Genomic DNA, 23,381 nt, shown 5'->3' with positions numbered 1-23,381 from the left:
CGCGATGCCCCACGCGTCCTCCCCCGTCCACGAGCGGGTTGAACGTAGGGAATACCTGCGCATGTGTCAATGGGTTCAAGATCGGCGACGGAGAGTCAGCGAGCTAAGGTTGATCCACCAGGGGAGATCCGAGGAGTCGTCACACCGGGTCATCCCCGGCTTACCGGCGCGGACAGGGCGGGCGGGCCGCAACCAGGGAGACGGTACGGTCGCCGGCCGGAGCGCGGAGAGTCAGAATGACGACGGCTGGTCGTGGTGGGTTCCACCCACGACAGCAGCCGGAAAGCGAAAGACGGCGGCAGCACCGTTGTTGGTGCCGCCGCCGTCGAGCAGGAGAAAGCGAGTCGCCGACGATGGACGAACGTCAGCCGACGGCCGCCATGACCTCGTCGGAGACGTCGAAATTGGCGAAGACGTTCTGCACGTCGTCGCAGTCCTCCAGGACGTCGATCAGCTTGAAGATCTTCCGCGCGCCCTCCTCGTCCAGCGGCACGTTCACGCTGGGGATCAGGGAGGACTCGGCCGACTCGTACTCGATGCCGGCGTCCTGGAGGGCGGTGCGGACGGCGATCAGGTCACCCGGCTCGGAGACCACCTCGAACGCCTCACCGAGGTCGTTGACCTCCTCGGCCCCGGCGTCGAGGACCGCCATCATCACGTCGTCCTCGTTGGTGCCGGCCTTGGGCACGATCACCACGCCCTTGCGGGAGAACATGTACGACACCGAGCCGGCGTCGGCGAACGAGCCGCCGTTACGGGTCAGCGCGGTACGGACCTCGGTCGCGGCCCGGTTACGGTTGTCGGTCAGGCACTCGATGAGCAGCGCGACGCCGTTCGGGCCGTACCCCTCGTACATGATCGTCTGGTAGTCGGCGCCGCCGGCCTCCAGGCCGGAGCCGCGCTTGACCGCCCGGTCGATGTTGTCGTTGGGTACGGAGTTCTTCTTCGCCTTCTGGATGGCGTCGTAGAGGGTCGGGTTGCCGGCCGGGTCGCCGCCGCCGGTCCGGGCCGCCACCTCGACGTTTTTGATCAGCTTGGCGAACATCTTGCCGCGCTTGGCGTCGATCACGGCCTTCTTGTGCTTGGTGGTCGCCCACTTTGAGTGGCCGGACATCTCGTACCTCCGTCTGTTGACCCACGCCTGCGTCGACTGCCCGCACCACCTCCACACCCGGACGCCGGCGACGTGAGCGGCCGGTCGGCTCTGCGGGAAGGGCCCCGGCGGGCGATGGCCCTGCCGAACCGCCGGCAATCCTACCGAGGTTCCCCAGTTCGGTGTCACACCGCCACCACGGGGCGGACCGACGCCCCGGGATCGGTGCTGTCGCGACCACCACGGCCGGGCCCCGGGTAGGCCGGGTCCCGGGGCCGGCGGGAGGCCGACCCGGGACCCGGACGGCCGGTCAGGCGGCGGACCGGACCAGGTCGACGAAGTACGCGTGCAGTCGCAGGTCGCCGGTCAGCTCCGGGTGGAACGAGGTGGCCAGCAGGTTGCCCTGCCGGACGGCGACGATCCGTCCGGCGGCCGGCCCGTCGGTGACCCTGCCGAGCACCTCGACGCCGTCGCCGACCCGCTCGACCCAGGGGGCACGGATGAAGACCGCGTGGAACGGCTCCCCCTCGATGCCGGTCACGGTCACCGGTGCCTCGAACGAGTCGACCTGCCGACCGAACGCGTTGCGCCGCACCGTCATGTCGATCCCGTCGAACCCGCGCTGGTCGGGACGGCCGTCGAGCACCTCACGGGCCAGCATGATCATGCCGGCGCAGGAGCCGTAGACCGGCATGCCGGCGGCGATCCGCTTGTCGATCGGCTCGCGCAGCTCGAAGATGTCGGCGAGCTTGCTGATGGTGGTGGACTCGCCGCCCGGGACGACCAGCCCGTCCACCGCGTCCAGCTCCTCGGCGCGGCGGACCGGGCGGGCGTCCGCGCCGCAGCCGGCCAGAGCGTGCACGTGCTCGCGGACGTCCCCCTGGAGCGCGAGCACCCCGATCGTGGGCCCGCCCGGCACGGTCACCAGCCCCGCTCGGCCAGCCGGTGCGGCTGCGGGATCTCGTCGACGTTGATGCCGACCATCGCCTCGCCCAGACCCCGGGACACCTTGGCCAGCACGTCCGGGTCGTCGTGGAAGGTGGTGGCCTTGACGATCGCGGCGGCCCGCTGGGCCGGGTTGCCGGACTTGAAGATGCCCGAGCCGACGAAGACGCCCTCCGCGCCGAGCTGCATCATCATCGCGGCGTCGGCGGGGGTGGCGATGCCGCCGGCGGTGAACAGCACCACGGGCAGCTTGCCGGTCTCGGCGATCTCCTTGACCAGCTCGTACGGGGCCTGAAGCTCCTTCGCCGCGACGAACAGCTCGTCGGTGGGCAGCGACTGGAGCCGGCGGATCTCCTGCCGGATCTTCCGCATGTGGGTGGTGGCGTTGGAGACGTCACCGGTGCCGGCCTCGCCCTTGGAGCGGATCATGGCAGCGCCCTCGGTGATCCGGCGCAGCGCCTCACCGAGGTTGGTCGCGCCGCAGACGAACGGGACGGTGAACGCCCACTTGTCGATGTGGTTGGCGTAGTCGGCCGGGGTGAGCACCTCGGACTCGTCGACGTAGTCGACGCCGAGGGACTGGAGGATCTGCGCCTCGACGAAGTGGCCGATCCGGGCCTTGGCCATGACCGGGATGGAGACCGCGTTGATGATTCCGTCGATCATGTCCGGGTCGCTCATCCGGGAGACGCCGCCCTGGGCCCGGATGTCCGCCGGGACCCGTTCCAGGGCCATCACCGCGACCGCCCCGGCGTCCTCGGCGATCTTGGCCTGCTCGGCGGTGACCACGTCCATGATCACGCCGCCCTTGAGCATCTCGGCCATGCCGCGCTTGACGCGGGCGGTGCCGACGACGGACGTGGCGGTGGCGGGCGGGGTGCTGGATTCGGACACGGGTGATCGCTCCTCGACACGTGGTGGGGGTGCTGGTCACGCCGATGTTACGACCGGCCGGACGCCCGTCCGACAGCCAATCGAGCCCCGGGTGGCCTGCTCTGTGGCGGTCGTCACCGGCACCGCGACCGTCACCCGGCGGTCGTCACCGGCCCTGCGGCCGTCACCCGGCGGTCGTCACCCACCGCCCGACCGGCGGTCGTGAGGACCGGCGTCAGCCGGCGGGGACGTCCGCCGGGAGGGCCAGGGTGGGGTCGTCCACGTCGAAGTAGCGGGGACGGTCGTGCCCACGGCCCAGCCGGAACAGGCGTACCAGCAGCCGGCGGCGGACGGTCAGCGCGTCCCGGACCAGGTCGGTGTGCACCTGCCGGGCCAGCGCCAGCCGCCGGCTCGCGGCGATCACCGCCTCGCACGCCGGGTCGGTCGGGTCCAGCCGTACCGCCCGCAACTGCCGGGTCAGGTCGTTCTCGGCGGCCTCCCGCTCCTCCGGGCCGGCGTCCAGGGCGATCCGGGCGGCGGCGTAGAGCTCCACGCCGTACCGCTGCTCGGCCAGCACCGCCGCGGCCGCCGCCCGCCGCAGCAGGTGGGCGTCGAGCGCCCGGGCGGCCGACTCCGCGCGCAGGTGCAGCCGTTCGACCCGGGCGGCCGTCCAGACCAGGTACGCCGACACCAGGACGACCGCCGCGGCCGCCGCCACCACCCACCACATGCCCGGCATCGTAGTGCTGCCCCCGTTCCCGTCCCGCCCGGATGCGAGGTCGTCACCCGGGTCACACCGGCGTCGCCGGTCAGCCCAGGCCCACCCACTCCTGGTCGATGACCCGCCCGTCGGTGGCCTCGATCGCCGCCGCGTACACCTCCAGGACCCGGCGGGCGACTACCGGCCAGTCGAAACCGGCCACCACCTGGTCGCCGCAGGCGGTCAGTTCCGCCCGCCGGGCCGGGTCGTCGAGCAGCCCGGTGAGGGCGGCCCGCAGCGCGGTCGCGTCCCCGGTCGGGAAGAGCAGCCCGGCGCGCCCGCCGTCGAGGACCCGCCGGAACGCGTCCAGGTCGCTGGCGACGACGGTGGTCCCGGCGGCCAGCGCCTCGGTGAGGATCATCCCGAACGACTCGCCGCCGGTGTTCGGGGCCACGTACAGGTGCACGCTGCGCAGCATGCGCGCCTTGTCCTCCTCGGAGACCAGGCCGAGGAAGGTGACCCGGTCGCGCAGGTCGCGCGGGAACTTGTCGTACAGGTCGTCGCGCTCACCGGGGCCGGCGACCAGCAGCCGCAGGCCGGGACGCTGGCGGGCCAGCTCGACGAAGGCGTCCCGGAGCACCGGGAAGCCCTTGCGGGGTTCGGTGAACCGGCCGAGGAAACCGATGCTGCCGCCGCTGCCCGGCCCGCACTCCCCCGGCCAGCCGGGCAGCGGCTCGACCCCGGCGAACTTGGCGACGGTCACCCCGTTGGGGATCTCCACCGCGCCGCCGTCCATGTGCTCGACCTGCACCTTGCGGGCCAGGGCGCTGACCGCGATCCGGGCGGTGATCCGTTCCAGCACGATCTGGAGCACGCCCTGCGCGGCGGCGAGCGCCCGGGAGCGGGTCATCGCGGTGTGGAAGGTCGCCACCACCGGGCCCCGGGCGGAGAGCACGGCCAGCAGCGACAGGCTCAGGGTCAGCGGCTCGTGCACGTGCAGGACGTCGAAGTCACCCCGGGTGATCCACCGGCGGACCCGGGCGGTGGAGACCGGCCCGAACGCGATCCGGGCCACCGACCCGTTGTACGGCAGCGGCACCGCCCGTCCGGCCGGCACCACGTACGCCGGCAGCGGCGCGTCCTCGTCGGCGGGGGCGAGGACGCTCACCTGGTGGCCGAGGCCGATCAGCGCCTCGGCGAGGTCCATGACGTGGTTCTGCACGCCCCCCGGCACGTCGAAGGAGTACGGGCACACGATGCCGATACGCACAGCTGGGGCCTTTCGTTCGCGGCTGCGGGGCTCCGCTCCGCTGCTCCTCGCATTCCGGCTCGGTCACCAGCCGACTCGTTCCGCACGCTCACCGTTTCCCGGACCGTCAGACCGGCCCGGAGGCGGCCGGGGGCCGGATGGTCCGTCGCGACCGTGCCGGCGGCTTCCCCGGGCCGTCCTGGTCCAGCCACATCCGCTGCAACATGTGCCAGTCTTCCGGATGACGGGCGATGCCCGCCGCCAGACCGTCGGCAATCCGCTGGGTCAGCAGCCGGGCCCGCTGGTCGAGCGGGCCGCTGGAGGAGTCGGGCAGCTCCAGTGGCCCCTCGATGGACGCGCACGCCGCGTCCGGTTCGTACCACATCGTGGCGACGTAGAGGGGTGCGCCGGTGCGCAGGGCGAGCAGCGCCGGGCCGGCCGGCATCCGGGTCCGCCCGCCGAAGAAGGTGACCTCGACGCCCCGGGCGGAGAGGTCCCGGTCGGCCAGCAGCGGAACGACGTGGCCGGCGCGCAGCCGGTCGACCAGGATCTCGAACGGGGGCCGCGCACCACCGTGGGTGGGCAGGATCTCCATGCCGAGCCCCTCACGGAAGGCGAGGAAACGCTCGTAGACCGCCTCGGGTTTGAGGCGTTCGGCGACCGTGGTCATCGGCCAGCCCTGCGCGGCGACCCAGGCCCCGGCGGCGTCCCAGTTGCCGGCGTGCGGCAGCGCCACCACCGCGCCCCGGCCGGCGGCGACGTCGGCGGCGAGCAGGTCGTGGCCGTGCACCAGCCGGAAGCCGGCCAGGATCTGCTCGCGGCTGCGCGACGGCAGCCGGAACGCCTCCAGCCAGTACCGGGCGTAGGAGCGCAGCCCCTGGCGGACCAGGTCGTCCAGCTCGGGTTGGGGCAGGTCGGGGCCGACCACCCGGCGCAGGTTGTCGGCGAGTCGGCGGGTCCCGGCGCCCCGGCGGCGGTGGGCCCGGTCCGCGCCGGCCCGGAAGGCCGCGGCGGCGACCGGACCGGGCAACGCGCGGACCAGCCGCCAGCCGGCGACGTAGCCGAGTTCGGTGAGATTCACCCGCCGGTCACCCCGACACGCCCGCCCGGGCCTGCTGCGCCTGCCGGTACACGTGGGTCATCCGCTGCCCGACGGTGAAGATCGAGACGGCGGCGAGCAGCCAGAGCGCCACCACCAACGCCGGGCCGACGAGCCCGGTCCCGGTGAGCAGCCCGCCCACCCCGACGATCAGCAGCCGCTCGGTCCGCTCGGCGATGCCCACGTTGCAGGTCATGCCCAGCCCCTCGGCGCGGGCCTTGACGTAGGAGACGAGACCACCGGCGGCCAGGCAGATCAGCGCGGCGGCCACCCCGCTCCGGTCCCCCTGGTTGGCGAGGTAGTAGGCGACCGCGCCGAAGACCGCGCTGTCGGCGACCCGGTCCATGCTGGAGTCGAGGAACGCGCCGAACCGGGTCGACCCGCCGCCCATCCGGGCCATGGTGCCGTCCAGCAGGTCGGTCAGCGCGAAGACGGTCACGATGAGGGCGCCGGCCACCAGGTGGCCCCGGGCGCCGAAGCCGAGCGCGCCGACCAGCACCCCGACGGTGCCCGCGACGGTGACCGCGTTGGGGGTGACGCCCGCGCGGAGCAGGGTGCGTGCGATCGGCTCCACGACGCGGGTCATCCCCGCTCGGGCCGTCACTTGGAAGATCTTCGCCATGGCGGTCCCACGATAACGGTCCGCCGGTACGGGTGGTACCGCCGGTGGTCCCGACCCGCCAGTGGGCTTGTGTCGGATCGGTAACGGGTGTCTGATCGGGGCAGGGACGTGAGCCAGCTCACCCGTCCGCCCGCCACGTTCCCGGTACGCAGCAGTCCACCGGAGGATATCGCCGCGGACACGCCCGGGCCGCTCTCCCGTCGCACGCGGCGGTCACCACCACACCACCGGCTGAGGGAGGTGCGCCCGATGGCGCAGAGGAGTCACGAGAAGGGAGCCGGCGGCGGAGTGCCGCTGGCCACCGAACCCGGCGGGGTACGCAACGTGGTGCTGGTCGGCCACTCGGGGGCCGGCAAGACCACCCTGGTCGAGGGGCTGCTGGCGGCCAGCGGCACGATCGGCCGGGCCGGCACCGTCGCCGACGGCACCACGGTCGGCGACCACGACCCGGCCGCGGTACGCCAGCAGCGCTCGGTGAGCCTGGCCTGCGCGCCGCTGACCCACAACGGGATCAAGGTCAACCTCCTGGACACCCCCGGTTACGCGGACTTCGTCGGTGAGCTGCGGGCCGGTCTGCGCGCCGCCGACGCGGCCCTGTTCGTGGTCTCCGCGGTCGACGGGATGGACGCGGCCACCGCCGCGCTGTGGGAGGAGTGTGCGGCGGTCGACATGCCCCGGGCGGTCGCGGTCTCCCGGCTGGACCACCCGCGCGCCGACTTCGACGAGGCGGTGGCGCTCTGCCAGCGGGTCTTCGGCGACAACGTGGTCCCGCTCTACCTGCCGATGCTCGGCGACGACGGGGTCTCGGTGGCCGGGCTGATGGGCCTGATCACCCGGCGGGTCTTCGACTACTCGGCCGGGCTGCCGGCGACCATCCGGCAGCCCGACCCGCAGCACCTGCCGGCCATCGGCGAGGCCCGCGACGAGCTGATCGAGGGGGTCATCGCCGAGAGCGAGGACGAGACCCTGATGGACCGCTACCTCGGCGGCGAGGAGATCGACACCGCCACGCTGGTCGAGGACCTGGAGAAGGCGGTCGCCCGGGGCCATTTCCATCCGGTGGTACCGGTCTGCGCGACCACCGGCGTCGGGCTGGACGTGCTGCTGGAGGTGCTGACCGCGGCGTTCCCCTCGCCGCCGGAGCACGCCCTGCCGGCGGTGACCGGGGTGGACGGCTCGCCCCGTCCGCCGCTGACCTGCGATCCGGACGGTCCGCTGGTCGCCGAGGTGGTCAAGACCACCGTCGACCGGCACGTCGGTCGGGTGTCCCTGGTCCGGGTCTTCTCCGGCACGCTGCGCCCGGAGCAGACCATCCACGTCTCCGGGCACGGCCTGGCCGAGCGGGGACACCCGGACCACGACGCCGACGAGCGGGTCGGGCACGTCTACTCCCCGCTCGGCGCGGCCCTGCGCGAGGTGCCGTTCTGTGTGGCCGGCGACCTGTGCGCGATCACCAAGTCGGGCAGCGCGGAGACCGGCGACACCATCTCCGCCAAGGACGACCCGTTGCTGGTGGCCCCGTGGGAGATGCCCGAGCCGCTGCTGCCGGTGGCGGTGGTGGCGGCCAGCCGCTCCGACGAGGACGCGCTGGCCCGCAACCTGGCCCGGCTGGTCGCCGGTGACCCGACGCTGCGGCTGGAGCGCAACCCGGAGACCCACCAGCTCGTGCTCTGGTGCATGGGCGAGGCACACGCCGACGTGGTGCTGGAGCGGCTACGCGGCGGCGGGGTGGAGCTGACCACCGAGCCGGTCCGGGTGCCGCTGCGGGAGACGTTCGCCGGCCCCGCCCGGGGACACGGACGGCACGTCAAGCAGTCCGGCGGCCACGGCCAGTACGCGGTCTGCGACCTCGAGGTGGAGCCGCTGCCCCGGGGCGCGGGTTTCGAGTTCGTCGACCGGGTGGTCGGTGGCGCGGTGCCGCACACCTACGTCCCGTCGGTGGAGAAGGGCGTCCGGGCGCAGCTGGAGAAGGGCCTGGTCGCCGGGCATCCGGTGGTGGACCTGCGGGTGACGCTGGTGGACGGCAAGGCGCACAGCGTGGACTCCTCCGACGCCGCGTTCTCCACCGCCGGGGCGCTGGCCCTGCGTGACGCGGCCGAGAAGGGGCAGGTGGCGCTGCTGGAACCGGTGGACGAGGTGGTGGTCCGGATTCCCGACCAGTACGTCGGCGCGGTGCTCGGTGACCTGTCCGGCCGGCGGGGGCGGGTGCTCGGCACCGAGCCGGACGGGGACGGCCTGGAGCGCACCCTGGTCCGCGCCGAGGTGCCGGCCACCGAGCTGCTTCGGTACGCGGTCGAGCTGCGCTCGCTGACCTCCGGTACCGGTACGTTCCGGCGGTCCTTCGTCCGTTACGACGCCCTGCCCGCGCACCTCGCCCCCCAGCCCTGACCGGACCACCCCCACCGCCCGACCCCGGACACCGGTCCGGGGCGGCCGGGGCGGGACGGCCCGGCACCGACCGGGCCGGGCGGCAACGGGACCGGTCAACGGCCGGCGGCAGCGGGGCGGCCGGGTCAGGGGCGGGCGGCGGGGAGGGTGGGTGCCGGCCAGTGCGGGCGGTCGGCGTCCCGGAGGGCGGCGGTACGCAGCGCGGCGAGGGCCCGTTCCACCTCGGCGAACTGGTCCGGTGCCAGTGGTCCCCGGTGCAGCGCGGCGGCGTTCTCCTCCACCTGGGCCACCGTCCGGCAGCCGGGAATGGGTACGGTCCGGCCGCTGCGGGCCCAGATCCAGCCCAGCGCGCCCTGGGCGAGGGTGCGTCCGTCGGCGGTGAGGGCGGTCCGGACCGCGCCCACCCGCCGCAGCCACTCGGGGGCCGGACGGCCGCCCCGGAACCAGTCCAACCAGCCGGAGGTGACGCCCCGGACGTCGTCGCGGGGCAGGGTGGAGCCGGCGGTGTACTTGCCGGTCAGCAGCCCCATCCCGAGCGGCCCCCGGTTCACGCTGGCCAGGTCGTACTTGTCGCAGACGGTCAGCATGGCCGGGGCGTCCCGCAGCACGGACAGGGTGTGCTGGACGGCGGTGTGTCCCGGGCCGGCCTGGGCGTAGGCGGCGGCCCGGTCGGGACGGTCGGTGCTCCAGCCGTACGCCCGGACGAGCCCTTCGGCGACGAGGTCCTCCAGGGTGCCCAGCAGGGCCTCCGCCCGGGGCACCGGCAGGTCGGCGAGGTGCAGTTGGTAGAGGTCGATCCGGTCGGTACGCAGCCGGCGCAGCGAGTCCACCAGCGCCCGGCGCAGGTATCCGGGGGAGGTGTCCTGCCCGGTGGCCTGGCGGGTGGTCTCGTCGAAGGTGTAGCCCCACTTGGTGGCGATCACCGCTTCGTCCCGTCGCCCGGCCAGGGCCCGACCGAGGATCCGCTCGCCGTGCCCGGCACCGTACGTGTCGGCGGTGTCGAAGAGGGTGACCCCGAGGTCGAGCGCGTGGCGGATCGCCCGGACGGATTCCTCGTCGTCGACCGGGCCCCAGCCCAGCGGCTGGTTCCCTTCCGCCCACGGGCCGCCGATCGCCCAGCACCCCATGCCGAGGGCGCTGACCTCGATGCCGCTGCGGCCGAGTCGCCGCGTCAACACTGTCACCGGTCGATCCTGCCATTCGCACGGTCCGGACGGCAGGTGTTCGGCCGGCTCCGCAGACGGGACACATGCGACACCGGCCCCCACGCCGTACCGGGGGACGGTCAGGTTGGGGACGGCCAGGCCTTGGCGAGCAGGTCGCGGGTGTCGGTGAGCAGTTGCGGCAGCACCTTCGTCCGCCCGATCACCGGCATGAAGTTGGCGTCCCCGCCCCACCGGGGCACCACGTGCTGGTGCAGGTGGGCGGCGATGCCCGCGCCGGCCACCCCGCCCTGGTTCATGCCGAGGTTGAAGCCGTGGGCGTTGCTGACCTCGCGGACCACCCGCATCGCGGTCTGGGTGAAGGCGGCCAGTTCGGTGGTCTCGGCCAGGTCCAGGTCGGTGTAGTCGGCGACGTGCCGGTACGGGCAGACCAGCAGGTGTCCGGGGTTGTAGGGGTACAGGTTGAGCACCGCGAAGACGTGCGCGCCCCGGGCCACCACCAGGCTCTCCTGCGGGGTGAGCCCGGGGGCCCGGCAGAACGGGCAGCCGGCGGGTTTCTCGTACCCGCCCTCGGGGCGGTCCCCACCGGAGATGTAGGTCATCCGGTGCGGTGTCCAGAGCCGCTCCAGGCCGTCGGTCATGCCGCTGTCGGTGTGCCGCTCCGCCCCTGCCACGCCACCGATCCTACGGTCTCGAGCGGTTCTCGACCCAGCACGTGACGGCCGGGCGGACCCGCGACCAGCGCTCCAGGACCCCGGATCACCAGGGGTGACGACGGGAACACCGGACGAAAGGTCAAGAAAGCGTGAAGGATATTGACGCATCTACAGTTATGAATGAAACTTCCACCCATCGAGCATGGTGATGATCGTCGATGGGAGCTGACTGTGAACCGACGTACCTCCGTCCTCCGACGCCTCGGTCGGGCCGCCACCGCCCTGGCGATGGCCGCCGTCGCCAGCCTGGTCGGGGTGACCGCCACCAGCACCGCCGCCCAGGCCGACGGCTGCTACAACTGGGGTCGCAACCTCTCCTCCGGAATGACCGGCGAGGACGTCCGCCAGCTCCAGATCCGGATCTCCGGCTACCCCGGCTACGGCGCGACCATCGCCATCGACGGGGCGTTCGGGCCGGCCACCCGGTCCGCGCTGATCCGCTTCCAGCAGGCGTACGGGCTCTCCGCCGACGGCGTCGCCGGCCCGCAGACCTTCAACCAGCTGTACGCCCTCCAGGACGACGACTGCACCCCGGTCAACTTCAGCTACGCCGAGTGGAACCGGTGCAACAGCGACTGGTCCGGCGGTGCGGTCTCGGCCAGCAGCGCGCGGTTCAACGCGCTGGTCTCGATGTGGAAGCTCCAGGCCCTGCGCCGCGCGATGGGCAGCGCGCCGATCAGCATCAGCAGCGGCTTCCGCAGCTACTCCTGCAACAGCGCGGTCGGCGGGGCGTCCAACAGCCGGCACCTCTACGGCGACGGCGTCGACCTGGTCGGGTCGCACTCGCTCTGCGCGATGGCCCAGACCGCCCGCAACCACGGGTTCACCAACATCCTCGGCCCCGGCTACCCGGGCCACAACGACCACACCCACCTGGGCAACTCGCCCAGCCGCTCCTGGTCCGCCCCGAGCTGCGGGATCTGAGCCGTACCGTGAACCGGGCCCCCGCCGGTGGCGGGGGCCCGTTCCGGCGTACGGTCAGGCGGCCGACGGGCCGGCGTTGGTCCGGGACCGCACCACCCCGGTGACGTGGGCGACCGCCTCGGCCAGCGGCACCCCGTTGCGCTGCGAGCCGTCCCGGTACCGGAACGAGACCGTGCCGGCGGCCACGTCGTCGTCCCCGGCGATCACCATGAACGGGATCTTCTGCTGCTGGGCGGTACGGATCTTCTTCTGCATCCGGTCGTCACCCGCGTCCACCTGGGCCCGGATCCCCTCGGCGCGCAGCGTGTCGACGAAGGAGCGCAGGTAGTCGGTGTGGTCCTCGCGGATCGGGATGCCGACCACCTGCACCGGCGACAGCCAGGCCGGGAACGCGCCCGCGTAGTGCTCGGTGAGCACACCGACGAAGCGCTCGATCGACCCGAACTTGGCGCAGTGGATCATGACCGGCTGCTGCCGGGTGCCGTCGGCCGCCTGGTACTCCAGCCCGAAGCCCTTGGGCTGGTTGAAGTCGTACTGGATGGTCGACATCTGCCAGGTACGACCGATCGCGTCCTTGGCCTGCACGGAGATCTTCGGGCCGTAGAAGGCCGCGCCACCCGGGTCGGGCACCAGGTCCAGCCCGGTCTCCCGGGCACACTGCTCCAACACCGCGGTCGCCGTGGCCCAGTCCTCCTCGGTGCCGACGAACTTCTCCGGCTTGGACTCGTCACGGGTCGACAGCTCCAGGTAGAAGTCGTCGATGCCGAAGTCCTTCAGCAGGCCGAGCACGAAGCCCAGCAGGTGCTTGACCTCGGCCGGCGCCTGCTCCTTCGTGCAGTACGAGTGCGAGTCGTCCTGGGTGAAGCCGCGTACCCGGGTCAGCCCGTGGATCACACCGGACTTCTCGTACCGGTACACCGAGCCGAACTCGAACAGCCGCATCGGCAGCTCACGGTAGGACCGCCCGCGCGAACGGTAGATCAGGTTGTGCATCGGGCAGTTCATCGCCTTGAGGTAGTAGTCCGCGCCCTCGAACTCGATGGGCGGGAACATCCCGTCGGCGTAGTACGGCAGGTGACCGGAGGTGTGGAACAGACCCTCCTTCGAGATGTGCGGGGTCCCGACGTACTGGAAGCCCTCCTCGATGTGGCGGGCCCGGACGTAGTCCTCCATCTCCCGCTTGATCACACCGCCCTTGGGGTGGAAGACGGGCAGGCCGGAGCCGATCTCGTCGGGGAAGCTGAACAGGTCGAGGTCCGCGCCGAGCTTGCGGTGGTCGCGGCGGGCCGCCTCCTCCAACAGCTTCAGGTACGCCTTCAGCTCGTCGCGGGTCGGCCAGGCGGTGCCGTAGACCCGCTGGAGCTGCGGGTTCTTCTCGCTGCCCCGCCAGTACGCGGCGGCCGAGCGCATCAGCTTGAACGCGCCGATCAGCCGGGTGTTCGGCAGGTGCGGGCCCCGGCACAGGTCCGACCAGCAGACCTTGTCCTCGTTCGCGGCGAGGTTGTCGTAGATGGTCAGCTCTCCGCCGCCGACCTCCATCACCTCGGAGGAGTCCAGCCCCTCACCCTTGACGTCGATCAACTCCAGCTTGTACGGCTCGTCGGTCAGCTCGGCCTTGGCCTCGTCCAGGCTGCCGAAGCGCCGCCGCCGGAACCGCTGCCCCGACTTGACGATCTCCTGCATCCGCTTCTCGAGCTTCGCCAGGTCGTCGGGCTGGAACGGCTTGTCGACGTCGAAGTCGTAGTAGAACCCGTTCTCGATGGGCGGGCCGATGCCGAGCTTCGCGTCCGGGAAGACGTCCTGCACCGCCTGGGCGAGCACGTGCGCGGTCGAGTGCCGCAGCACGTTCAGCCCGTCCGGCGAGTCCAGGCTGACCGGCTCGACCACGGTCTCCTCGGCCGGGGACCAGTCCAGGTCACGCAGGTTCCCCTGCGGGTCGCGGACCACCACGATCGCCTTCGGCCCGGACGCGGGCAAGCCGGCTGCGGCCACCGCGTCGGCCGCCGTCGTCCCGGCGGCGACGACGACGGGGTCGGCCACTGCGGGGGTACGGGGTGCGGACACGATGAATCCTCCAGAAGCTCACGGTAACGGCCGAGGTACGGCCCTCGCCGATGCTATCGGCCATCCCCTCCCCCACCGCCACCGGGAAAGGGATGCGCGGCCGCCGTGCCCGGCACCTTTCGATCATCCCCAGTCGGCGGCCCTCGCCGTTGAACCTTTCGCCGCCCGCACCCGAACTACTGCGTACAGGGGGCGGCGGACCGGGCCGGCCCACGGACCGGAGGAGGACGTGGATGTCGCGCGGTGCCAGCCCACGACCCGGAAGACCGCGCTGGTTGTCCGGTCTGCTGACGGCAGGGTTGGCCGGGGCGCTCTGGCTGCCCGGGGTGGCCGCGGCCGAGGTACGGACCGTGCCCGTCGAGGCCCGCCAGGGCGACGCGGTCAGGCTGGAGTTCGTGGTGACCGAGGAGCGGCCCGGCGTACCGACCCGGCAGGTCGAGATCCGGCTGCCGGTGGACACGCCGATCGCCGAGGTGCATCCGATGTCGGTGCCGGGTTGGGCGCCCCGGATCAGCTACCGCACCCTGGACCGGCCGGTCCCCGGGCCGCACGGCGGCAGCGTCGGTACGGTCACCTCGGCGGTCACCTGGACCCGGGCGACGGGGAGTGACGGACCGGCCCGGCTGGCACTGTCCATGGGGCCGCTGCCGACCGCCGACCGGATCTCCTTCGAGGTGCTCCAGACCTACAGCGACGGCACGGTGGTGCGCTGGGGCGGCCCGACCGGTGCGGGGTCGTCCCGTCCGGGGCCAACGCTGACCCTGCGGCCGGCCCGCTCCGACGGCCCCACCCGACCGGCCGGCGGGCACGGCACCGGCAACCACGGGACCGGCGGCCAGGCCCCGCCGGCGGGCGTACCGGCTGCCGGCGACGAGGCCCCGCCGGCAGCGGGTGCCGGGACCGGCCCGGAGGGCGGGGCGGTGACCGGAACGGGCGGTACGGAGGCCGGGGCCGGCACGGAATCGACGGCGGGCGGCGGCCTGCTCGCCGCCGGACTGCTGGCCGGGCTGGGGTTCGGCGTGCTGGGTGGCTGGCTGGGTAGTCGCTGGCGGCGGCTGCTGCCCGAGATTCCGGCCGGCCCGGACCGGCCGGAGCCGGCGGACAGGCCGGACCCCACCGGGTGAGCGTCGGGGCGACCGAGCCGAGTCATTTGACGTATGACGTTTACCGACGTTAATCTCTCGCTCGCGGGTGAGGCTGCCGGGAGCCTGATGACGCGCCGCCGCGGTCCGTACGAGCCGACCCCGATCTGTCCGGGCGATCAGCGGGGTGATCGTGGGTGTCCCCCGTCGGGGCTGCGGCTGACAGGCACCTCCACCACGTGCTGACGCCACCACCGGCCGCCGGCACACCTCACCGGGCCCACGCGCGCCCCGCTCGGATCGCGCGGCCCATCGAAGGAGCGGATCATGGAAGCCATCGGTACCGCCCGCACCGCCTCTCCACCACGACGTCGCTGGCGGGCGGGGCTGGCCGCCACGACGGCGGCGCTCGTCACGGCCGGCACGCTCGTCGCGGTGGCCGCGGCACCCGCCGCAGCGGCGACGGTGGACACCAACGCCTGGTACGTCCTGCTCAACCGCAACAGCGGCAAGGCCCTCGACGTGTACGGCCAGTCGACGGCCGACGGCGGCCGGATCAGCCAGTGGACCCGCAACGACGGGGCCAACCAGCAGTGGCAGTTCGTGGACTCCGGCGGCGGCTACTACCGGGTCAGGTCCCGGCACTCCGGCAAGGTCCTCGACGTCAACAACGCGTCGACCGGCGACGGGGCCGCGATCATCCAGTGGGCCGACCACAACGGCACCAACCAGCAGTTCCGGCTGGCCGACTCCGACGGCGGCCACGTCCGCCTGATCAACCGGAACAGCAACAAGGTGGTGGAGGTGCAGGGCTCCTCCACCGCGGACGGCGGGAACGTCGTGCAGTACTCCGACGGCAACGGCGCGAACCAGCAGTGGCAGCTGGTCCGGGTCGACGGTGGCACCCCACCGACCACCCCGCCCCCGACCACCCCGCCGCCGGGCAGCGGCACCGCCGGTTGCGGCAGGGCCCCGACGCTGTCCAACGGCACGCACACGATCCAGAGCAACGGCAAGAGCCGCAGCTTCAACCTGCGGATCCCGGCCAACTACAACAACGCCACCCCCTACCGGGTGATGTTCGCGTTCCACTGGCTGGGCGGCTCCGCCAACGACGTCTCCTCGGGTGGCACCGACGGTGCCGCCTGGTCGTACTACGGGATGCAGGAGCAGTCGAACAACACCGCGATCCTGGTCGCGCCGCAGGGCCTCAACGCCGGCTGGGGCAACTCCGGTGGCGAGGACGTCACCTTCGTCGACGACATGCTCCGGCGGATCGAGAACGACCTCTGCGTCAACCCGGCGCAGCGTTTCGCCCTCGGCTTCAGTTACGGCGGGTCCATGAGCTACGCCCTCGCCTGCGCCCGGCCGACCGTCTTCCGGGCCGTCACGGTCTACGGCGCACCCGGGGCGATCAGCGGATGCAGCGGCGGCACCCAGCCGGTCGGGTACTTCGGCATCCACGGCATCGCGGACAACATCGCCACCGGCCGGTCGCTGCGGGACCGCTTCGTCAGCAACAACGGCTGCACCCCGCAGAGCCCGCGCGAACCGGCCTCGGGCAGCCGGACCCACATCACCACCGTCTACTCGGGTTGCCGGGCCGGCTACCCGGTGCAGTGGGGCGCGTTCGACGGCGGTCACACCCCCGGCCCGGTGGACGGCGGCGGTGACAGCGGCGCCCGCACCTGGACCAAGGGCGAGGTGTGGCGGTTCTTCGCGCAGTTCTAGGCCGGGCCGCATAACGGCGGGTTCGCCGATCCTGTGGTGTCCCGTGCATCGGGACCCACAGGATCGCCGAAACGGCGACGGTCAGTGGTCGAGCCAGGTCGGCAGCGGCTCGCGGGCGGCCAGCCAGTCGGCCGGTACGCCCCCCGGGGTGGCGACCCCGGCGTACGCGGCCACGATGCCGCCGGTGATCGCCGCCGTGGTGTCCACGTCCCCGCCCGCCTCGACGCAGGCCCGGATCGCCGCCGGATAGTCGGCCAGGTGCCGGGCGGCCACCCAGAGGGTGAAGGCCACCGTGTCCTGCGCGGTGACCCGGGAGCCGTTGCCGAGCGCGTCGACCGCCTCGGCGAGGGACCGGTGCCGCAGTTCGGCCGCCCGGCGTACCCCCCGGTGCACCTCGCCGGTCGGATCGAGGGCCCCGGCGACCCCGGCCAGCAGCCGGGCGGCGTCCGGCGGCTGGCCGTCGAGGCGACCCCGGGCGGCCAGCGCGGCGGCCACCGCCACCGCGACGGCACCGGCGATCCCCTCCGGGTGGGCGTGGGTCACCTCGGCGGACGCCCGGGCCCCGGCGGCGGCCCGGGCGGTCGAGTCGGCGAAGTACGCGCCCAGCGGGGCGACCCGCATCGCCGCGCCGTTGCCGCAGGAGCCCTGCCCGTCGAAGGCGGCGGCAGCGGCCACCGGCCACGGCGTACCGGTGCGGATCAGCCGCAGGACGGTCACCGCGCCCGGCCCGTACCCCCGGTACGGTTCGCAGCGCTCGGCGAAGGCCAGCGCCAACGCGTCCCGGTCGATGCCGTCGGTGTCGGTCAGCGCGCGCACCACCGAGCAGGCCATCTCGGTGTCATCGGTCCACGACCACGGTGCGGACGGCAGCCGGCCGGCGGTCAGGTCGGCCGGCGTGTTGCCGGGTACGAAGAACTGGGAGCCGAGCGCGTCACCGACCGAGAGGCCGGCGAGGCTGTCCCGGGCGAGCGCGAGGCGGGTGTCGGCGTACAGGGTGAAGGACATCGCTGGACCAGCTTGCCCGGCCAGCGGGTACGCCGCAACGCGACCCGCTTGCCAGGGCAAGTACCGTCTGGGGGTGGCCACCGTCCTCCTGGTCGAAGATGACCATGTCGTCCGCGGCGCGATGCTGCGTTCCCTGACCGATCGGGGGCACGCCGTGCACGCGGTCGGCACGGCGCTGGAGGCGCTGCGGCGGGTCGCCGCGGAGACTCCCGACCTGGTCGTGCTGGATCTGGGCCTGCCCGACCTGGACGGCTCGGACGCGCTGCGCATGCTGCGCGGCATCACCGACGTACCGATCATCATCGCCACCGCCCGGGACGACGAGCAGTCGGTGGTCAAGCTGCTGCGGGCCGGTGCGGACGACTACATGGTCAAGCCGTTCACCGGCGCGCACCTCGACGCCCGGATCACCACGGTGCTGCGCCGGGCCGGTCGGGCCAGCCGCAGCGTGCAGCCGGTGGTACACACCGTGGGCGGCCTGCGGGTCGACGTCGGTGAGCGCAGCGCCCATCTGGACGGCGAACCGCTGGCGCTGACCCGCAAGGAGTTCGACCTGCTGGCCTATCTGGCCGCGCGTCCGGGCCGGGTAGTGTCCCGCCGGGAACTCCTGGAGGAAGTATGGCGTCAGCCGTCGGTCGGCGAGGACCAGACCATCGACGTTCACCTGTACTGGCTACGCCGCAAAATGGGCGAGTCCGCGGCGAAGCCGCGCTACCTGCGCACCGTGCGGGGGGTCGGGTTCCGGCTGGTGGCACCGGACTGAGGGTCAGCCTGGCGCTGCTGGTGGCCGGGATGACCGCCCTGGTGGCGGCGGCCTTCCTGGTGCCCCTCGGGTCGACCCTGGGTGACCGGGCCCGCGACGAGGCGCTGGCCGACGCGGCCCGGCGGGCCGCCCTGGTCACCGGCACCCTCGCGGTCAGCACCGACGTGGCCGTGGTGGCCCGGGCGGTGGAGGCGACCGGCGGTGATCCGGCGACCCGTCCGGTCGTACACGGGCTCGGTGGTGATCCCGGCGGCCGGGCGGCGCAGTCGGACGTGGCCCGCGCCGGCGCGGACCGGCGGTCGGTGGTGGTCGAGGTGCCCGGCGGGCTGGCCCGGCTGGATCCGGTGGTCCTCGGCGACCAGGTCGCGGTGGTGGAGGTCTTCGTGCCGGACGCCACGACCGGCGGCGGCCCACGGACCTGGCTGCTGCTCTGCGGGGTCGCCGTGGCGCTGGTGGTGGCGGCGGTGATCGTGGTGGACCGGGTCGCGGCCCGCGCCGCCGACGCGGCGCGCGGGCTGGTCCGGGCGGCGCTCGCGGTCGGCGACGGCGACCTGGAGGTACGGGTGGAGCCCACCGGCCCGCGTGAACTGGCCGAGGTCGGGGCCGCCTTCAACCGGATGGCGGACCGGTTGGTCGTCTCCCGCACCGACGAGCGGGAACTGGTGGCCGACCTGTCGCACCGGCTGCGTACCCCGCTGACCGTGCTGCGGTTGGACGCCGAGTCGTTGGACTCCGACGACACCAGCGTCGGCTCGTTCAGCGAGGACGAGCTGGACCGGCGGCGCAGCATCCGGCGGATCCGGCAGGCCATCGCCACCCTGGAGGGCGAGGTCGACGTCCTGATCAAGACCACCCGTAAGGCGGTCGCCCACGACACCGGGCCGGCGATGTGCGACGTCAGCGAGGTGGTCCGGGACCGGATGGTGTTCTGGGCGGCCCTCGCCGGGGACCAGAACCGGCCGCACCGGGTGACCGGCGCCCAGCTGCGCATCCCCGCGCCGGTGCCCCGGGCGGAACTGGCCGCCGCGCTCGACGCGGTGATCGGCAACGTGTTCCGCTACACCCCGCAGGGCACCGCGTTCGAGGTGGCGGTCTCCCGCCGGGACGGGTACGTGGCGGTCCGCATCGACGACGCCGGACCGGGCATCGCCAACCCGGACCGGGCGTTGCGCCGGGGGGCCAGCGACCAGGGCTCCACCGGGCTCGGCCTGGACATCGCCCGCCGGGTCGCCCTCCAGGCGAACGGGTCGGTGAGCATCGACCGGGCCCGGCTGGGCGGGGCGAGCGTGGTGATGCTGCTGGCCGACCCGGAGGCCACGCCCCGGCAGGTCAACCGGTTCGGGCTGGTCGGGCGGATGGCCCGGGAACGGGACACCGGCACCCGTCGCCGCTGGCCCCGATCCCGGTCCGCCGAGGACTGAGGGCCGACCCGCCCGGCCCCCGGGGCGGGAACGTGCCGGCGGTTCGCTTTCCCGGAATGCAGGTCTTCCTTAGATCGGTCTTAACGATCTCCACGGACGGCCGTCGCGCTGGCAGGATCAGGGACGCGAACCCATCAGTTCCACCGGCCCACGCCCCGGGACCATCCCACCGGGCCGGCGGAGCCGTACGCGCGACGGGGGTCCGGTCCCCCCACACCTGCCCCCGTCGCGCGTCCCCTCCCCCGTGGTCGCGACTCAGCCCGCCGCACTCCCCAGGTACCCGTCGATCTCGGCGGTGAGCCGCCGCTTGTCCGGGTCCGGCAGGAAGGCCGCGTCGACGGCGGCGCGGGCCAGCTCGGCCACCCCGGCGGCGTCCAACCCGAGCAGCCGGGCGGCGACGGCGTACTCGTCGTTGAGGGTGGTCCCGAACATCGGCGGGTCGTCGGAGTTGATGCTGACCGGTACCCCGGCGTCCACGAGCTGCTTGAGCGGGTGCTCCTCGAGACTCGGCACCGCCCGGGTCCGCAGGTTGGAGGTGGGGCACACCTCCAGCGGGATCCGGTGCTCGGCGAGGTGGGCGAGGAGTTCCGGGTCCTGCGCGGCGGAGATGCCGTGCCCGATCCGTTCCGCGCCCAGGTCCCGCAGGGCGTCCCAGACGGTCTGCGGGCCGGTGGTCTCACCGGCGTGCGGGACGGACCGGAGCCCGGCCGCCCGGGCCTGGTCGAAGTACGGCTTGAACTGGGGCCGGGGTACCCCGATCTCGGGGCCGCCCAGACCGAAGCTGATCAGCCCGTCCGGCCGCTGGTCCAGGGCGATCCGCAGGGTCTCCTCGGCGGCCGGCAGCCCGGCCTCGCCCGGGATGTCGAAGCACCAGCGCAGCACGATGCCGAAGTCCGCCTCGGCCCGCCGGCGCGCGTCCTCGATCGCCTCGCAGAACGCCGGGGCCGGGATGCCCCGGTGCACGTGCGAGAAGGGGGTCACCGTCAGCTCCGCGTACCGGACCTGCTGCCGGGCCAGCTCGCGGGCCACCTCGTGGGTGAGCAGCCAGACGTCGGTGTCGTCCCGGACCAGGTCCACCACGCTGAGGTAGATCTCGATGAAGTGGGCGAAGTCGCGGAACTCGAAGTACCTCGCCAGCGCCTCCGGGTCGGCCGGGACCGGACTGCGACCCTCGTGCCGGGCGGCCAGCTCGGCGACGATCCGGGGCGAGGCGGAGCCGACGTGGTGCACGTGCAGCTCCACCTTGGGCAGTCCGGCGATGAAGGTGGGCAGGTCGATCACAGGTTCTCCTCTGCGCGGGCGGCGGTGCCGGTGGCGGTGCGGGCGACGAAGAAGACGCGCCGGAACGGGAAGTACACCCGACCGTGCCGGACCGGGTACGCCTCGGCAAGCCGATTGTTCAGCGTGTCCCGGAACCGGTCCCAGACGGTGTCGGCGAGGGCCGCCCGGACCGGTCGCAGGGCCGTTCCCTCCAGCCAGGTGAACACCGGATGGTCGGCCCCGGACCGGGCGGTCAGCAGGTGCACGTACGTGCTCTCCCAGGCGTCCACCGCGCAGTCGGCACCGGTCAGCAGTTCGGCGTAGGCGACGGCGTCGCGGACCGGGGCCTCGCGCAGCAGCGGGAGCAGTTCGGCCCGCCACGGCCCGTGTTCGGCCGTCGCCCACAGGGCACGGTGGGAGGGGGCGTCGTAGTTGGCCGGTACCTGGACCGCCAGCCAGGCCCCGGCGGGCAGTTCCCGGGCCCAGCGGGTGAGCAGTCGCTGGTGGCCGGGCACCCACTGGAGCACGGCGCTGGCCAGCAGCACGTCGACGTCCGGGTCGGGCCGCCAGTCGTGCAGGTCACCGACGGTGAAGGTGACCGGGACGTCCTGCTGACGGGCCCGCTCGATCATCTGCTCCGAGTTGTCGATGCCGACGATCCGGCTGCCCGGCCAGCGGGTGGCCAGGGTGGCGGTGAGGTGACCGGGGCCGCATCCGAGGTCGACCACGGTCCGGGGGCGGGCCACCGGCACCCGGGCCATCAGGTCGTGGAACGCCCGGGACCGTTCCTCGGTGAAGCGCAGGTAGCTGGCCGGATCCCACACGTTGTCGACCTCCATACCGTACGTGGGTCCGGCTGACCTGTCGGACCCGGCGTGCCGTCCCCCGGCCGCGTCACTACGCTCAGCCGAATGGAGCAGCGTACCTTCGGCCGGATCGGTCGCCGGGTCGGCGTCGTCGGGCTCGGCACCTGGCAGCTCGGCGCGGACTGGGGCCGGGTGGACGAGACCGACGCCCTCGCGGTGCTGGCCGCCGCCGTCGATTCCGGGGTCACCTTCCTGGACACCGCCGACGTCTACGGCGACGGGCGCAGCGAACAGCTCATCGGGCGGTTCCTGCGGTCGCGGCCGGACGCGGACCTGATGGTCGCCACCAAGATGGGCCGGCGGGTGCCGCAGACCCCCGAGGCGTACACGGCGGAGAACTTCCGGGCCTGGACCGACCGGTCCCGGGCCAACCTCGGCGTGGACACCCTCGACCTGGTGCAGCTGCACTGCCCGCCGACGCCGGTCTTCCACACCGACGCGGTCTACGACGCCCTCGACGACCTGGTGGCCGCCGGCCGGATCGCCGCGTACGGGGTGAGCGTGGAGACCTGCGAACAGGCGCTCACCGCGATCGCCCGGCCCGGGGTGGCCAGCGTCCAGATCATCCTCAACGCGCTGCGGCTCAAGCCCCTCGACGAGGTGCTCCCGGCCGCCGCCGGGGCCGGGGTCGGGATCATCGCGCGGGTTCCGCTCGCCAGCGGCCTGCTCTCCGGCCGGTACGACGAGTCGACCGTCTTCGCCGCCGACGACCACCGCAGCTACAACCGGCACGGCGAGGCGTTCGACGTCGGCGAGACGTTCTCCGGGGTGGACTTCGACCTGGGGCTGGCGGCGGTCCGGCGGCTCGCCCCGCTGGTCGGGGTGGACCGGACGATGGCCCAGTTCGCGCTGCGCTGGGTCATCGACCAGCCGGGCGTGACCGTGGTGATCCCCGGGGCGCGCGACGTCGGGCAGGCCACCGGGAACACCGCCGCGGCAGCCCTGCCGCCGCTGGACCCGGCGACGCTGGCCGAGGTCCGGGCCGGCTACGACGAGCTGGTCCGCCCCCGGGTGCACGACCGGTGGTGACCCGCGCGGATGGCCCGGTGGCGGCCCGTGCGGGTGGACCGGTGGCGACCAACGCGGGTGGGCCGGTGGCGGCCTGCGGCAGGCACGGGTGAACGGGGACGGGGCGCGGCCGACCGGCCGCACCGCGACGGAGGGGGAAACGGTGAAGGGGTGGCTTCCGCTCACGCTCGGTCTGCTGGCCGTGGTGCTCGGCGCGCTCTGGACGGTGCAGGGCCTCGGGTACGTCGGCGGCAGTGTGCTGACCGACCAGCGGATCTGGGCGGTTCTCGGGCCGCTGCTCGTGCTGGCCGGGTTCGGGGCGCTCTGGCTGGGGATGCGCGCCCGCCGCTGAGTCCGCGGGCGGACCCGCCGCCGGGCGCGGACGCGTAGAAGCCCCGTATCCCGGTGG

At 73.4% G+C, this 23,381-nt stretch carries 21 protein-coding genes; 8 read left to right on the top strand and 13 right to left on the bottom strand.

From position 1 onward, the window contains the following. Nucleotides 1-364: 364 nt before the first annotated feature. From PVK37_RS17300 to pgsA, 7 genes are all read right to left on the bottom strand, one after another. Nucleotides 365-1,114 carry a YebC/PmpR family DNA-binding transcriptional regulator gene (locus PVK37_RS17300; RefSeq protein WP_275028465.1) on the bottom strand — a complete coding sequence of 250 codons (750 nt, stop codon included), beginning with the start codon at nucleotides 1,112-1,114 and terminating at the stop codon, nucleotides 365-367. A 289-nt stretch (nucleotides 1,115-1,403) separates the two neighbouring features. Beyond that, nucleotides 1,404-2,012: a pyridoxal 5'-phosphate synthase glutaminase subunit PdxT gene (gene pdxT / locus PVK37_RS17295; protein ID WP_275035148.1), complete on the bottom strand. Its 609-nt coding sequence runs from the start codon at nucleotides 2,010-2,012 to the stop codon at nucleotides 1,404-1,406. A gap of 2 nt (nucleotides 2,013-2,014) precedes the next feature. Beyond that, on the bottom strand, nucleotides 2,015-2,932 hold the full coding sequence (gene pdxS / locus PVK37_RS17290; RefSeq protein WP_275028464.1) for a pyridoxal 5'-phosphate synthase lyase subunit PdxS: 918 nt from the start codon (nucleotides 2,930-2,932) through the stop codon (nucleotides 2,015-2,017). A 214-nt stretch (nucleotides 2,933-3,146) separates the two neighbouring features. Continuing rightward, nucleotides 3,147-3,650, bottom strand: a complete 504-nt coding sequence (locus tag PVK37_RS17285) for a hypothetical protein (protein ID WP_275028463.1) — start codon at nucleotides 3,648-3,650, stop codon at nucleotides 3,147-3,149. A 70-nt stretch (nucleotides 3,651-3,720) separates the two neighbouring features. Next, nucleotides 3,721-4,881: a glycosyltransferase family 4 protein gene (locus PVK37_RS17280; RefSeq protein WP_275028462.1), complete on the bottom strand. Its 1,161-nt coding sequence runs from the start codon at nucleotides 4,879-4,881 to the stop codon at nucleotides 3,721-3,723. A 106-nt stretch (nucleotides 4,882-4,987) separates the two neighbouring features. After that, nucleotides 4,988-5,941 (bottom strand): phosphatidylinositol mannoside acyltransferase, encoded by a 954-nt coding sequence (locus PVK37_RS17275; RefSeq protein ID WP_275028461.1) that lies wholly within the window; start codon nucleotides 5,939-5,941, stop codon nucleotides 4,988-4,990. A 7-nt stretch (nucleotides 5,942-5,948) separates the two neighbouring features. After that, the gene (pgsA, locus tag PVK37_RS17270) at nucleotides 5,949-6,581 is read right to left on the bottom strand and encodes a phosphatidylinositol phosphate synthase (RefSeq protein WP_275028460.1); all 633 of its coding nucleotides are present in this window, start codon (nucleotides 6,579-6,581) and stop codon (nucleotides 5,949-5,951) included. A gap of 249 nt (nucleotides 6,582-6,830) precedes the next feature. Here pgsA and PVK37_RS17265 point away from each other — a divergent pair, with 249 nt between their 5' ends. After that, on the top strand, nucleotides 6,831-8,969 hold the full coding sequence (locus tag PVK37_RS17265; RefSeq protein ID WP_275028458.1) for an elongation factor G-like protein EF-G2: 2,139 nt from the start codon (nucleotides 6,831-6,833) through the stop codon (nucleotides 8,967-8,969). A gap of 125 nt (nucleotides 8,970-9,094) precedes the next feature. On the opposite strand, the gene PVK37_RS17260 is transcribed toward PVK37_RS17265, so the two are convergent. Together PVK37_RS17260 and PVK37_RS17255 are read right to left on the bottom strand one after the other, a co-directional pair. After that, entirely contained in the window at nucleotides 9,095-10,096 is a 1,002-nt protein-coding gene (locus tag PVK37_RS17260) for an aldo/keto reductase (protein ID WP_275035147.1), read from the bottom strand. 158 nt (nucleotides 10,097-10,254) lie between these two features. Continuing rightward, a complete protein-coding gene (locus PVK37_RS17255; RefSeq protein ID WP_275035146.1) occupies nucleotides 10,255-10,773 on the bottom strand; it encodes an HIT family protein in 519 nt (172 codons plus the stop codon). A gap of 303 nt (nucleotides 10,774-11,076) precedes the next feature. Here PVK37_RS17255 and PVK37_RS17250 point away from each other — a divergent pair, with 303 nt between their 5' ends. Beyond that, nucleotides 11,077-11,772 carry a D-Ala-D-Ala carboxypeptidase family metallohydrolase gene (locus PVK37_RS17250; protein ID WP_423791085.1) on the top strand — a complete coding sequence of 232 codons (696 nt, stop codon included), beginning with the start codon at nucleotides 11,077-11,079 and terminating at the stop codon, nucleotides 11,770-11,772. Nucleotides 11,773-11,826: 54 nt separating this feature from the next. On the opposite strand, the gene thrS is transcribed toward PVK37_RS17250, so the two are convergent. After that, entirely contained in the window at nucleotides 11,827-13,836 is a 2,010-nt protein-coding gene (gene thrS / locus PVK37_RS17245; protein ID WP_275028456.1) for a threonine--tRNA ligase, read from the bottom strand. A gap of 275 nt (nucleotides 13,837-14,111) precedes the next feature. Between thrS and PVK37_RS17240 the strand changes: the two genes are divergently transcribed. Both PVK37_RS17240 and PVK37_RS17235 read left to right on the top strand, forming a co-directional pair. Further along, entirely contained in the window at nucleotides 14,112-14,960 is an 849-nt protein-coding gene (locus PVK37_RS17240; RefSeq protein ID WP_275028454.1) for a DUF1775 domain-containing protein, read from the top strand. Nucleotides 14,961-15,245: 285 nt separating this feature from the next. After that, nucleotides 15,246-16,649: an RICIN domain-containing protein gene (locus PVK37_RS17235; RefSeq protein ID WP_275028453.1), complete on the top strand. Its 1,404-nt coding sequence runs from the start codon at nucleotides 15,246-15,248 to the stop codon at nucleotides 16,647-16,649. An 81-nt stretch (nucleotides 16,650-16,730) separates the two neighbouring features. Here PVK37_RS17235 and PVK37_RS17230 read toward each other — a convergent pair whose 3' ends face one another. Then, nucleotides 16,731-17,654 carry an ADP-ribosylglycohydrolase family protein gene (locus PVK37_RS17230; protein WP_275028452.1) on the bottom strand — a complete coding sequence of 308 codons (924 nt, stop codon included), beginning with the start codon at nucleotides 17,652-17,654 and terminating at the stop codon, nucleotides 16,731-16,733. A gap of 73 nt (nucleotides 17,655-17,727) precedes the next feature. Between PVK37_RS17230 and PVK37_RS17225 the strand changes: the two genes are divergently transcribed. Together PVK37_RS17225 and PVK37_RS17220 are read left to right on the top strand one after the other, a co-directional pair. Next, nucleotides 17,728-18,417, top strand: coding sequence for a response regulator transcription factor (locus tag PVK37_RS17225; RefSeq protein WP_275028450.1), 690 nt, complete (start codon nucleotides 17,728-17,730; stop codon nucleotides 18,415-18,417). Nucleotides 18,418-18,437: 20 nt separating this feature from the next. Next, complete coding sequence (locus tag PVK37_RS17220; RefSeq protein WP_275028448.1) at nucleotides 18,438-19,838, top strand: HAMP domain-containing sensor histidine kinase; 1,401 nt, start codon at nucleotides 18,438-18,440, stop codon at nucleotides 19,836-19,838. Between the two features lie 255 nt (nucleotides 19,839-20,093). Here the strand turns inward: PVK37_RS17220 and PVK37_RS17215 are convergent, their stop codons facing one another. Together PVK37_RS17215 and PVK37_RS17210 are read right to left on the bottom strand one after the other, a co-directional pair. Continuing rightward, nucleotides 20,094-21,119, bottom strand: a complete 1,026-nt coding sequence (locus PVK37_RS17215; protein WP_275028447.1) for an adenosine deaminase — start codon at nucleotides 21,117-21,119, stop codon at nucleotides 20,094-20,096. Further along, a complete protein-coding gene (locus tag PVK37_RS17210; protein ID WP_275035145.1) occupies nucleotides 21,116-21,922 on the bottom strand; it encodes a trans-aconitate 2-methyltransferase in 807 nt (268 codons plus the stop codon). The genes PVK37_RS17215 and PVK37_RS17210 overlap by 4 nt, the downstream gene beginning before the upstream one ends. A gap of 87 nt (nucleotides 21,923-22,009) precedes the next feature. Between PVK37_RS17210 and PVK37_RS17205 the strand changes: the two genes are divergently transcribed. Beyond that, nucleotides 22,010-22,993 carry an aldo/keto reductase gene (locus PVK37_RS17205; protein WP_275028446.1) on the top strand — a complete coding sequence of 328 codons (984 nt, stop codon included), beginning with the start codon at nucleotides 22,010-22,012 and terminating at the stop codon, nucleotides 22,991-22,993. Between the two features lie 142 nt (nucleotides 22,994-23,135). Next, nucleotides 23,136-23,324, top strand: coding sequence for a hypothetical protein (locus PVK37_RS17200; RefSeq protein ID WP_341483385.1), 189 nt, complete (start codon nucleotides 23,136-23,138; stop codon nucleotides 23,322-23,324). Nucleotides 23,325-23,381: the final 57 nt, after the last annotated feature.

Source organism: Micromonospora cathayae (assembly GCF_028993575.1).
GTDB lineage: Bacteria > Actinomycetota > Actinomycetes > Mycobacteriales > Micromonosporaceae > Micromonospora > Micromonospora cathayae.
Note: the sequence above shows the minus strand (reverse complement) of the source record. Positions and strands in the feature narration are given on the sequence as shown.

Bases quoted from the DNA above. Each gene is read 5' to 3' on its own strand.
- PVK37_RS17300 (WP_275028465.1), bottom strand. From the start codon at position 1,114: ATGTCCGGCCACTCAAAGTGGGCGACCACCAAGCACAAGAAGGCCGTG.
- PVK37_RS17285 (WP_275028463.1), bottom strand. From the start codon at position 3,650: ATGCCGGGCATGTGGTGGGTGGTGGCGGCGGCCGCGGCGGTCGTCCTG.
- pgsA (WP_275028460.1), bottom strand. From the start codon at position 6,581: ATGGCGAAGATCTTCCAAGTGACGGCCCGAGCGGGGATGACCCGCGTC.
- PVK37_RS17265 (WP_275028458.1), top strand. From the start codon at position 6,831: ATGGCGCAGAGGAGTCACGAGAAGGGAGCCGGCGGCGGAGTGCCGCTG.
- PVK37_RS17260 (WP_275035147.1), bottom strand. From the start codon at position 10,096: ATGGGGTGCTGGGCGATCGGCGGCCCGTGGGCGGAAGGGAACCAGCCG.
- PVK37_RS17255 (WP_275035146.1), bottom strand. From the start codon at position 10,773: ATGACCGACGGCCTGGAGCGGCTCTGGACACCGCACCGGATGACCTAC.
- PVK37_RS17250 (WP_423791085.1), top strand. From the start codon at position 11,077: ATGGCCGCCGTCGCCAGCCTGGTCGGGGTGACCGCCACCAGCACCGCC.
- PVK37_RS17235 (WP_275028453.1), top strand. From the start codon at position 15,246: ATGGAAGCCATCGGTACCGCCCGCACCGCCTCTCCACCACGACGTCGC.
- PVK37_RS17230 (WP_275028452.1), bottom strand. From the start codon at position 17,654: ATGTCCTTCACCCTGTACGCCGACACCCGCCTCGCGCTCGCCCGGGAC.
- PVK37_RS17205 (WP_275028446.1), top strand. From the start codon at position 22,010: ATGGAGCAGCGTACCTTCGGCCGGATCGGTCGCCGGGTCGGCGTCGTC.